The organism is Pseudomonas sp. AP42, from assembly GCF_001728935.1.
Classification (GTDB): domain Bacteria; phylum Pseudomonadota; class Gammaproteobacteria; order Pseudomonadales; family Pseudomonadaceae; genus Aquipseudomonas; species Aquipseudomonas lactis.
This window is the reverse complement of record NZ_LYSO01000167.1, coordinates 1-10016: the sequence shown is the minus strand read 5'-3', so window position 1 is coordinate 10016 and position 10016 is coordinate 1. Positions and strand designations below refer to the sequence as shown.

At 61.1% G+C, this 10016-nt stretch carries 11 protein-coding genes; 6 read left to right on the top strand and 5 right to left on the bottom strand.

The features are described 5' to 3' along the window. Positions 1 to 154: 154 nt before the first annotated feature. Positions 155 to 1006, bottom strand: coding sequence for a transcriptional regulator CynR (gene cynR, locus A7K61_RS29355; protein WP_047710315.1), 852 nt, complete (start codon positions 1004 to 1006; stop codon positions 155 to 157). A gap of 112 nt (positions 1007 to 1118) precedes the next feature. Between cynR and A7K61_RS29350 the strand changes: the two genes are divergently transcribed. From A7K61_RS29350 to A7K61_RS29340, 3 genes are read left to right on the top strand one after another with little or no spacing between them, the layout of a single operon-like run. After that, positions 1119 to 1760, top strand: a complete 642-nt coding sequence (locus A7K61_RS29350) for a carbonic anhydrase (protein ID WP_003189587.1) — start codon at positions 1119 to 1121, stop codon at positions 1758 to 1760. A gap of 28 nt (positions 1761 to 1788) precedes the next feature. After that, positions 1789 to 2259, top strand: coding sequence for a cyanase (cynS, locus tag A7K61_RS29345; RefSeq protein ID WP_044273493.1), 471 nt, complete (start codon positions 1789 to 1791; stop codon positions 2257 to 2259). A 55-nt stretch (positions 2260 to 2314) separates the two neighbouring features. Then, on the top strand, positions 2315 to 3154 hold the full coding sequence (locus A7K61_RS29340; protein ID WP_044273492.1) for a cache domain-containing protein: 840 nt from the start codon (positions 2315 to 2317) through the stop codon (positions 3152 to 3154). 159 nt (positions 3155 to 3313) lie between these two features. Here A7K61_RS29340 and A7K61_RS29335 read toward each other — a convergent pair whose 3' ends face one another. Further along, complete coding sequence (locus tag A7K61_RS29335; RefSeq protein ID WP_171905508.1) at positions 3314 to 4831, bottom strand: MDR family MFS transporter; 1518 nt, start codon at positions 4829 to 4831, stop codon at positions 3314 to 3316. Positions 4832 to 4897: 66 nt separating this feature from the next. Beyond that, complete coding sequence (gene pobA / locus A7K61_RS29330; RefSeq protein ID WP_069558921.1) at positions 4898 to 6091, bottom strand: 4-hydroxybenzoate 3-monooxygenase; 1194 nt, start codon at positions 6089 to 6091, stop codon at positions 4898 to 4900. Between the two features lie 180 nt (positions 6092 to 6271). Here pobA and A7K61_RS29325 point away from each other — a divergent pair, with 180 nt between their 5' ends. Continuing rightward, positions 6272 to 7147 (top strand): helix-turn-helix domain-containing protein, encoded by an 876-nt coding sequence (locus A7K61_RS29325; protein WP_069558920.1) that lies wholly within the window; start codon positions 6272 to 6274, stop codon positions 7145 to 7147. On the opposite strand, the gene A7K61_RS31965 is transcribed toward A7K61_RS29325, so the two are convergent. Together A7K61_RS31965 and A7K61_RS29320 are read right to left on the bottom strand one after the other, a co-directional pair. Further along, entirely contained in the window at positions 7140 to 7319 is a 180-nt protein-coding gene (locus A7K61_RS31965; RefSeq protein WP_003189580.1) for a hypothetical protein, read from the bottom strand. The genes A7K61_RS29325 and A7K61_RS31965 overlap by 8 nt on opposite strands. 91 nt (positions 7320 to 7410) lie before the next feature. Then, positions 7411 to 8316: a LysR family transcriptional regulator gene (locus tag A7K61_RS29320; RefSeq protein ID WP_044273488.1), complete on the bottom strand. Its 906-nt coding sequence runs from the start codon at positions 8314 to 8316 to the stop codon at positions 7411 to 7413. A gap of 106 nt (positions 8317 to 8422) precedes the next feature. Here A7K61_RS29320 and A7K61_RS29315 point away from each other — a divergent pair, with 106 nt between their 5' ends. Together A7K61_RS29315 and A7K61_RS29310 are read left to right on the top strand one after the other, a co-directional pair. Continuing rightward, positions 8423 to 9289 carry an MBL fold metallo-hydrolase gene (locus tag A7K61_RS29315; RefSeq protein ID WP_044273487.1) on the top strand — a complete coding sequence of 289 codons (867 nt, stop codon included), beginning with the start codon at positions 8423 to 8425 and terminating at the stop codon, positions 9287 to 9289. 34 nt (positions 9290 to 9323) lie between these two features. After that, the gene (locus tag A7K61_RS29310) at positions 9324 to 9938 is read left to right on the top strand and encodes an NAD(P)-dependent oxidoreductase (protein ID WP_044273486.1); all 615 of its coding nucleotides are present in this window, start codon (positions 9324 to 9326) and stop codon (positions 9936 to 9938) included. The last annotated feature ends 78 nt before the right edge of the window (positions 9939 to 10016 follow it).

The window sequence follows — 10016 nt, the reverse complement described above, 5'->3', positions numbered from 1 at the left end:
GCCGCCGTCAGGGCGGAACCCTAAGTGGCCGTTACCTAAATAACGGATATGTACCCGGCCCAACTGTGTTGAATGTTAGGCCGCCTTCGCGAGCAAGCCCGCTCCCACAGTTTGACCGCGGGGTGCCAGGTAGATAAGCGCAGGCTGCCAGGTCTTACCCCTTGATCAACGCCACAAACGCCGCACACGCAGCACTGCGATACCCCCCCTTGCGGCTCAACAAGGCCGCAGTGCGCTGCGGCAACGCAGGCTCGATCGCCACGGCACGCAGGCCCGCCTGAGCCTCGGCCAATGCCCGGGGCAAAATAGTTGCCAGGGGCGTGCTGCGTACGATCTCGATAATCGCACTGATGGAATTGGCCTCCATGGCAATCTGCGGTTTAACCCCTTGCCGGTGGCAGTAATCGTCGATATAGCGGCGGGTGGCAAAGCCAGTGTTCAGCAGCACCAGAGGCTGTTCGAGCCAGGCCGGTTGTGTGCGTTCGGGATGACTGGCACTGACGACCAGGCTCAGCTCTTCGACAAACAGCGCCTCACAGTCGATCTCCACCCCATGCTCGCCAGTAAACCCGATGCCGATATCCAGCAGGTCCTCCCCCAGCGCGGCTTCGATACGGTCTTGGGTCAGTTCCTCGATGCTCAGGGTGATGCCGGGGTACAACGCATAGAACCGCGCCAGCAGAGGACCGATCAGGTAGGCGGTAAAGGTTGGCGTCATGGCCAGGCGCAAGTGCCCTCGGCGCAGGTCCTGCACGTCGTGTATCGCACGGGTGCCGGCCTGCAGATCCTGCAAGGCCAAGCGCGCATAGCGTACGTACGCCTGCCCCGCGTCGGTCAGGCTGATGCGGCGCCCGGTGCGATCCAGCAGTGGCGCGCCCAGGTTTTCTTCCAGTTGCTTGATCTGCTGCGACAAGGTCGGTTGCGACACGTGCAGCGCCTCGGCAGCCCGCGTGAAGTTGCGATGCTCGGCAACGGCCAGCAAGTAACGGATATGACGCAACAGCATGGGCAGCGCTCCAACTATAGGCATAGCTTATAGACAGCATCATAAACCGGTCTTGGACGCTATAGCCGAAAACTTCCATCCTTGCCCCATCAGCGACGCAAGGAGAACCACCATGCAACATCTCATCGACGGCTTTCGCAAATTCCAACGTGAAGCCTTTACCCCTCGCAGTGACTTGTTCAAACACCTGGCGACCACGCAAAACCCCGGCACCTTGTTCGTGTCCTGCTCTGACAGCCGCGTAGTCCCCGAGCTGTTGACCCAGCAGGAACCCGGTGATCTGTTCGTCATCCGCAACGCCGGCAACATAGTGCCGTCCTACGGCCCGGAGCCGGGAGGCGTGTCGGCCACGGTCGAATATGCCGTGGCGGTGCTGGGCGTCAGCGACATTGTGATTTGCGGGCATTCAGACTGCGGCGCGATGACTGCGATTTCCACCTGCAAATGCCTGGACCACCTGCCCGCCGTAGCCAACTGGTTGCGCCATGCCGAGTCGGCCAAAGTGATCAATGCCGCCCGCACACATGCCTCGGACGCTGCCCGCCTGGATGCCTTGGTGCGTGAAAACGTGGTCGCCCAACTGGCTAATCTCAAAACCCACCCTTCGGTCGCCCTGGCGCTGGAACAAGGCCGGATGAACCTGCATGGCTGGGTGTACGACATCGAAACCGGCGGCATTGACGCGTTGGACGGGCACACCGGGCGCTTCGTCTCCCTGCTCGACCACCCCAGCACCCGCGCCCACGCCGCCTGAACCTTATTCAACCCAAGAGGACCTCATCATGTTGCAATCCCAATTCGCCCAAACCCCACGCCTGGCCCTGGCCGACACCGTTATCGACCTCAAGGCACGCAAAAACCTGTCGTGGCAGGACCTCACCGACGGCACCGGGCTGAGCCTGGCGTTCGTCACCGCCGCGCTGCTCGGCCAGCACCCGCTGCCCAAGGAGGCGGCCGACATCGTGTGCGGTAAGCTCGGCCTCGACGAGGACGCCAGCCGCCTGCTGCAAAGCGTGCCCCTGCGCGGCAGTTTCCCAAGCGGTGTGCCGACCGACCCGACCATGTACCGTTTCTACGAAATGCTGCAGGTCTATGGCTCCACCCTCAAGGCCCTGGTGCATGAGCAGTTTGGCGACGGCATCATCAGCGCCATCAACTTCAAGCTCGATCTCAAGAAAGTCGAAGACCCGGACGGCGGCTCCCGTGCGGTCATCACCCTGGACGGTAAATACCTGCCAACTAAACCCTTCTGATTTGCCGCCAACCGTCTACGCTCTTGGCACACCAACAAGAACGAGGGACGGGTCAATGAAGAGACTGCTCCGATTCACCTGGCTGCTGCTGTTGTGTTGCAGCCAGGTGCATGCCGCAACGGCACAGGAAGCGGATGCCCAAGCCGCCAAGGCCCTGCTGGAAAAGGCCTTGGCGTACTACCACAAGCAAGGTGACAAGGCCTTCGCCGCCTTCAGCCGTCAGGGCGAGTTCATCGACCAGGACCGCTATGTGTTTGTGGTCGATACAAAAGGCGTGCTGCTGGCCAGTGGCGGGCCCTCCTCCGCGCTGATCGGTCGCGACGTGTCCGAGGTGCTCGGGCCCGACCTGCAAGCCTCATTCAAACAAGCCTTGAGCGTGCCGGAAGGCCAGGGTATCCAGCAGGCTGACTATCGCTGGCAGAACTGGAATGACGGCAAGGTCGAACACAAGCATGTGTTTTATCAGCGGGTGGGCGAACGCATCCTGGCAGTCGGTTATTACTTGCCGCGCGCCACCCCGGAACAGGCACGGGCGCTGCGTAACAAAGCGGTGGAGGCGTTGGTCAAGGACGAAACCGGCACGCTCAAGGCGATCAACTCTTTGCAGGGCGGCTTCCTGCAAGATGATCTCTACGTATTCGTGGTGGACCTGAACACCCGGCGCTACGTCGCCCACGGCACCAACCTGCGCCTGATCAACACCGATTTCGCCAAGATCAAGGACCCGGATGGCAAACCGGTGGGTGTGCCGATCCTCAAGATGATGGCCGAACAGGACCAGGGCGAATACAAATACCGCTGGAAAAACCCGGTGACGGGCAAGGTCGAGAACAAGCATGCGTATGTGCGCAAGAGCGGGCATTTCATGGTAGCGGTGGGTTACTACAGCCCCTGATCCAAGATTTGAACTGCAATAAAACGGTGGGCGGGGGCAGCGCTTTTTTGTAGGCGCGAGCTTGCTCGCGAAAAACTCAAAGGCGCCGCGTTCACTCAGAAAGCCCGCGTTATCGTTGACGTTTTTCGCGAGCAAGCTCGCTCCTACAGAGGGCGATCGTTATTGGGCCTTGTCTTCACGGCCACGCAGCACTCGGTTGGGCATCGCTATCGCAGCCGCCAACCCCAGCAGCGACACCGCAGCACTCACCATCAGCAAATGCCGGAACGTCACCGCCAACTCGCCGCGCAACGCATCCTGCGCCGGGCCGGGTGCGGCGTTGAGGCCGTCGAGCAGTGCATTGCCAGAACGGCCTTCAGCGGCCAGCGCACCGCTGGCCAGGTGAGCGAAATTGGAATCCTGGAGCAGCGCCAGCAGCAGCGCCGACATGCAGGCCACGCCCACTGCCCCGCCCAGGGAGCGAAACAGGTTGGTGGTGCTGGTGGCCACACCAATATCCCGTTGCTCCACCGAATTCTGTGTGCCCACCAGCGAGGTGGGAAATTGCATGCCTGAGGCGATGCCGCTCAACAGCATGAAGATCGCGGTAAACGCCACCGCCTGGGGCGCGCTGTAGGCCATGCCGAGAATCGCCAGGGGGCTCAACAACGCACCACTGAGGATCATCGGTTTGTAGCGGCCGGTCACCGAGGTCATGCGCCCGGCGAAATACGCGCCCATCGGCAGGCCCATCGCCAAGGGCAGCAAGTGCAGGGCCGCGCTGTCGGCACCGGCACCGGTCACGGTCTGGTAACGCAGGGGCATCAGCACGGTCAGGGAAATCGCCTGGAAACTGGTGACGAAAATCGTGCACCAGCACAACACCGCACTACGATTGGCAAACAAGTGCATCGGCAGCAGCGGTTCGCGCGCGCGGCGTTCGTGCCACACAAACGCGCTCAAGGCCAGCAGGGCGCAGGCCAGCAGCCCCAGCACTTGATCGTCACGCCATGAATGGCCCTGGCCGATTTCGGTGATGCCCAGCAACAAGGCGGTCAGGCCGATGATCATCAGCACCGTGCCGAGGTAATCGATGATGGGCTTGCGCTGCGGCACCGGCAGCCCCACCAGGGTGCGATGGGCCACGTACCAGGCGCCGGCGCCCAGTGGCAGGTTGATCAAAAACACCCAGCGCCACGACAGGTACTCGGTCATATAGCCGCCCAACACCGGCCCGGCCACGCTGGCTACCGCGTACATGCTGCTGAAATAGCCCTGATAACGCCCACGCTCGCGGGGAGCAATGATGTCGCCAATGATCGCCTGGCTCACCGAGACCATCCCACCCGCGCCGATGCCCTGCAGCACCCGCGCCAGCACCAGTTGCTCCATGCTTTGCGCCAGGCCACAGAACAGCGACGCCAGGGTGAACACGCCCATGCCGATCAGCATCATGGGCCGGCGCCCATACAAATCACCCAGCTTGCCGTAGATCGGCACCGCCACGGTCATCGCCACCATGTAGCCGGAGATCACCCAGGCCAGCAGGTTGACGTCATGGAACTGCGCGGAAATGGCCGGCATGGACACGGCAACAATGGTCTGGTCCAAGGCACCCAGGAAGATCGCCATCATCAGCGCAACCAGGATACTGCGCACGGCGGGGACGGTTGGAGCGGGCTGATTGAGGTGTGTCACGGCAGAACCTTCGAGCAGGGCCCACAGGCAACGGTCACCGGTGGGAATGCTCGATACGATAGCAGGCTATTCGATAGGCTCGTAAGGAAGGCCGACGTAATTTTCTGCGATGGTTTTGCGCCCGGCCTGGGAGTGAATGAAATAGTCCAGCTCGCTTTCAGCAATGCGTTGGCTGAAGGCGTCCGCCTGTGGGAATTGATGCAGCATCGAGGTCATCCACCAGGAAAACCGCTCGGCTTTCCACACCCGGCGCAGGCAGATTGCCGAGTACTTTTCCAGCAGGTCCAGGCGCCCTTCGCGGTACACCTTGAGCAAGATACGGAACAAGGTGCTCACATCACTGGCCGCCAGGTTCAAGCCCTTGGCGCCGGTGGGCGGCACAATGTGCGCGGCATCGCCGAGCAGGAACAGGCGGCCGTACTGCATGGGCTCCACGACAAAGCTGCGCAGCGGCGCGATGCTTTTTTCGATCGAGGGGCCGGTCACCAATTGTTCGGCCAATGAGTTGGGCAGGCGGCTTTTGAGTTCATCCCAGAAACGCTCATCCGCCCAGTCTTCCAGCCTCTCTTCGACCGGCACTTGCAGGTAGTAACGGCTGCGGGTCGGCGACCGCATGCTGCACAGCGCAAAACCCCGCGTATGTTTGGCGTACACCAATTCGGCGTGTACCGGCGGCGTATCAGCCAACACGCCCAGCCAGCCGAAGGGATAGACCCGCTCGAACACCTTCAGCGCTTGCGCCGGTATCGACTGGCGGGCCACACCATGGAAACCGTCGCAGCCGGCAATGTAGTCGCACTCCAGGCGATAGGCTTGGCCTTCATGCTCGAAGGTCAGCCACGGCTGTTCACTCTTCAGGTCATGGGGCTGAACATTGGAGGCTTCGTACAGGGTGATAGCACCGGCGGCTGCGCGGGCGGCCATCAGGTCGCGGGTGACCTCGGTCTGGCCGTAGATCATCACCGACTGGCCGCCGGTCAAGGCCTTGAGGTCAATGGAGGTAAGTTGGCCATTGAGGGCAATGTCAAATCCGTCGTGCACCAAACCTTCGGCGTCCATGCGTTGGCTGACCCCGGCTTCGCGCAGCAGGTCGACCATGCCCTGCTCCAACACACCGGCGCGGATACGGCCTTGCACGTAATCGGCGCTCTGGCGCTCTAGAACAAGGGTTTGGATGCCAGCGTTGTGCAACAACTGGCCGAGCAGCAATCCGGAAGGACCGGCGCCAATAATGGCGACTTGAGTTTTAAGGGTTTTCATTATTTTTATGGCCTTCAAGCTTCACGCGAACGTATGGAGTGAAAGAGTTGTCATTGCTCTTATGGCTGACATTTTTCACTTGAGCGAGCCGCATAAGAAGGTGAAAACTGCGTCAAAACCTGTGCTTTTCGCCAATCGGGGCGATTACCGAACCATTATCCTGAGTATCGGATTGAAACCATGACCAAAACCGCGATTCCGGTCTTCAAGCTTTACGGGGAAAGCCAGCAGTGGCCGACTCCCGATTTGTTGCACTGCGAAACCATTTCCCGGCGCAGTCGGGAATACCAGTGGGAAATCCAGCCCCACCGGCACGCGGACCTGTGCCAGTTGTTGTATGTGCACAAAGGCCAGGCACAACTGGAAATCGAAGGCCAGCGCACCACGCTCAATGAGTCGAGCCTGCAAGTGCTGCCACCGCTGTGCGTGCATGGCTTTCGTTTTTCCGAGGATGTGCAAGGGTTCGTGGTGACGCTTTCGGCGCCGCTGGTCAGCCACTTGCAGGCGCAACTGGGCTCTACCGTCGATGGCCTGCACACCCTGGGCAGTTACCCGGCGGGCAAGGACAGCGATTACTTGAACAGCCTGTTCATGCGTTTGCAGGACGAATACGCCGATGACCAACCGGCACGGGACATGATGCTGCACGCCTTGGTCAGCGTGTTGCTGGTATGGGTCAGCCGCCAGGCGATCCAACGCCGCCATCCACGGGCGCCTCGTGGTCGCGAGTACTTTCGGCGGTTTACGCAACTGGTCGAACAGCATTACCGCGAACACCCCAAGATCGAAGACCTGGCCCACAAGCTGGGTATCTCGGTCTCACACTTGAACGGGACGTGTCGGGAGTTGGGTGGGCAGCCGGCGTTGCAGATCATGCATGACCGCCAGTTGCTGGAAGCCAAGCGCCTGCTGACCTACACCAGCATGACCATCAACGAGATGTCCGAGGTGCTGGGGTTTTCCGACCCGACCAACTTCTCACGGCTGTTTCGCCGCAGGGTCGGGTTTTCACCCAAGGCGTTTCGTGAACAACTGAAGGCCGATCAGCCTACCTGAGTGCACTGAAACTGCCGGTGCGCGGAACGCATTGGTCCTGATGACAACTGATGGCGAACGCCGCCGGCTGCATGCGTGTTTGCTCGACGCGATAGGCGGCAGTCCCATACAGCGCTGTCGCCAATGCGCAGAGGGTGAAAATTGTCAGGTACTTTCTGGTTTTGATGCTCATGGCACAGACCTCTGAACGGATCTACAGGGTGCTGTTTAAAGCATAGGTCAACTTGCCATGATGCGATGCCATTCAGCGCGCTTATTTCAGCTCACAGCCCGACGTCCCAGACAGGCTCCTCGGGGAAGCGCAGCACCAGGAAATCCAGGAGGCTGCGCAGCGCCGAGGGCATGTGTTTGCGTGAGGCGTACACCGCGTAAATATTCATTTGCCGTGGCTCGGCGTGCGGCAGCAAGCGTACCAATTCTCCACTGCGGATCAGTTCACCGGCCTGATAACTGGGCAGCATCGCCACCCCTGCCCCGGCCAGCGTCACGCGCATTAACGTGCTGGCCTCGTTGGCGGTGATATTGCCGTGGACCGGCACCGACACGTGTTCGCCATTTTCTTCGAAATGCCACAGGCTCTTGCCGAAGTAAGAGTGGGTCAGGCAGTTGTGCCGGGCCAGGTCTTCGACTTTCTGCGGCGCCGGATGCTCGCGCAGATAAGCCGGTGTGGCGCACACCACCGAACGGCATACGGTCAGGCGCCGGGCGATCAGGTTGGGGTCCAGGTCGTTGCTGGTGCGGATCGCCAGGTCAATGCGCTCGTCCACCAGGTTCACCGTGCGATCGAGCATCTGCAAATCCACCGTCACCAACGGGTAGCGCTTGACGTACTCGGCAATCGCCGCGCCCAGTTGTGCCTGGCCGAACGAGGTGCTGACGCTCAGGCGCAACAGGCCTCGGGGCGCGTCGTCGGGCTCGCTGACGGCGGCCTGCATGTCCCCGCACAAATCCAACAATTGCCGGCAACGCGGTAGCGTTTCCCCCCCGGCTGCGGTGAGGCTGAGCTTGCGCGTGGTGCGGTGCAGCAGGCGTGCGCCCACCCAGTCTTCCAGCTCGGCCAGGTAGCGCGAGACCACCGGGCGCGACAGGTCCAGGTGGTCGGCAGCGGCGGATTGGCTGCCCAGGTCCACCACGGTGACAAACACGCGCATTGCTTGAAGACGATCCATGATTTGCCCGCTTTTAGAAACAAACTATGTCCCAGCATCGCATTTTTTGTCGTGTTTTATGCAACTAAGCTCTGTGCATCCCTTACCGATGGCAGGAGCTGCCCCGATGTTCTCGACCTTCAAACGTTTGACCCTGGCCACCGCCGCCCTGGCCTTCGCTGCCCACGCAGCGGCGGCAGAGCTGAAACTGGACGTGTACAACCCAGGCGAAGCCGCGATCTTCCCGGTCAGCTCGGTGCTGGTGAGCGGCGAGAAAGACGCGATCCTGGTGGATGCGCAATTCGGCAAAGGCCAAGCCGAGCAGCTGGTACAGAAGATCCGTGCCAGCGGCAAGCACCTGACCACCATCTACATCAGCCATGGCGACCCGGACTACTATTTCGGCCTCGACACCCTGACCGCCGCTTTCCCCGATGCCAAGGTGCTGGCGCCACAGCCAGTGGTGGACCATATCAACGCCACCGTCGCCGACAAGCTGGCCTTCTGGGGCCCGAAAATGGGCGCCGACAAACCGGCCAAGACCCTTGTGCCGCAAGTGCTTAAAGGCCACAGCCTGACCCTGGAAGGGCAACAGCTTGAAGTGGTGGGCCTTGACGGCCCGCAACCGGATCGCAGCTTTGTGTGGATCCCGTCGATCAAGGCCGTGGTCGGTGGTGTGGTCGTCGCTGAAAATATCCACGTGTGGATGGCCGATACCCAGAGCGCGCAATCCCATAAAGACTGGTTAGCCACCCTCAAGCGCATTGAAGACCTGAAGCCGAACACCGTGGTGCCGGGCCATTACCTGGGCAAGCCGTCGCTGGCCTCGGTCACCTTCACCGCCGATTACATCAAGGCCTTCGACCTCGAAACCGCCAAGGCCAAGGATTCCGCCGCCCTGATTGCGGCCATGAAAAAACGTTACCCCACCCTCGCCGACGAAAGCTCGCTGGAACTGAGCGCTAAGGTCGCCAAGGGCGAAATGAAGTGGTGATTGGTTTTAAACCCTAACCCTGTTGGAGAACATCATGAGCAAGATCGCAATCATCGGTGCCACCGGCCGCGCCGGTAGCCAACTGCTGGAAGAAGCGCTGCGTCGCGGGCATACCGTGACCGCCATCGCCCGCAATACCGACAAGCTGGCTGTGCGCCCTGGCGTTACGGTCAAACAGGCCGATGCCCTGGATGCCGAGGCCTTGCAACAGGCCATCAGCGGCAGCGACGTGGTGATCAGCGCCGCGCACTTCTCCACCCTCCCCGCCAGCGCCGTGATCGGCCCGGTGAAAAAGGCTGGTGTGAAACGTTTGTTGGTGGTCGGCGGCGCAGGTTCGCTGCTGTTACCCGGTGGCGGGCGCGTGATCGACAGCGAAGGCTTCCCGGCTGAATATAAAGCTGAAGCCAGTGCAGGGGCTGACTTCCTGGAAACGCTGCGCCAGGAAAAAGACCTGGACTGGACCTTCCTGTCGCCCTCGGCCCTGTTCGACGGCACCGAGCGCACCGGCAAATTCCGCCTGGGCAAGGACGATCTGCTGGTGAGCAGTGACGGCACTAGCTCGATCAGTTTTGCCGACTTCGCCATCGCCATGCTGGATGAAGTAGAAAACCCGAAGCACTCGCGCCAGCGCTTCACCGTCGGCTACTGACCCAACGCCGTCAACGCTAACCACGATGCGAAGCGAGTAGCTCTTGATCTTGATCTGCTTTTGATCTTAGGCGCCCCG

Excerpts from the sequence above, each read along its gene's own strand:
- cynR (WP_047710315.1), bottom strand. The coding sequence starts at position 1,006 with ATGCTGTTGCGTCATATCCGTTACTTGCTGGCCGTTGCCGAGCATCGC.
- A7K61_RS29350 (WP_003189587.1), top strand. The coding sequence starts at position 1,119 with ATGCAACATCTCATCGACGGCTTTCGCAAATTCCAACGTGAAGCCTTT.
- cynS (WP_044273493.1), top strand. The coding sequence starts at position 1,789 with ATGTTGCAATCCCAATTCGCCCAAACCCCACGCCTGGCCCTGGCCGAC.
- A7K61_RS29340 (WP_044273492.1), top strand. The coding sequence starts at position 2,315 with ATGAAGAGACTGCTCCGATTCACCTGGCTGCTGCTGTTGTGTTGCAGC.
- pobA (WP_069558921.1), bottom strand. The coding sequence starts at position 6,091 with ATGAAAACCCTTAAAACTCAAGTCGCCATTATTGGCGCCGGTCCTTCC.
- A7K61_RS29325 (WP_069558920.1), top strand. The coding sequence starts at position 6,272 with ATGACCAAAACCGCGATTCCGGTCTTCAAGCTTTACGGGGAAAGCCAG.
- A7K61_RS31965 (WP_003189580.1), bottom strand. The coding sequence starts at position 7,319 with ATGAGCATCAAAACCAGAAAGTACCTGACAATTTTCACCCTCTGCGCA.
- A7K61_RS29320 (WP_044273488.1), bottom strand. The coding sequence starts at position 8,316 with ATGGATCGTCTTCAAGCAATGCGCGTGTTTGTCACCGTGGTGGACCTG.
- A7K61_RS29315 (WP_044273487.1), top strand. The coding sequence starts at position 8,423 with ATGTTCTCGACCTTCAAACGTTTGACCCTGGCCACCGCCGCCCTGGCC.
- A7K61_RS29310 (WP_044273486.1), top strand. The coding sequence starts at position 9,324 with ATGAGCAAGATCGCAATCATCGGTGCCACCGGCCGCGCCGGTAGCCAA.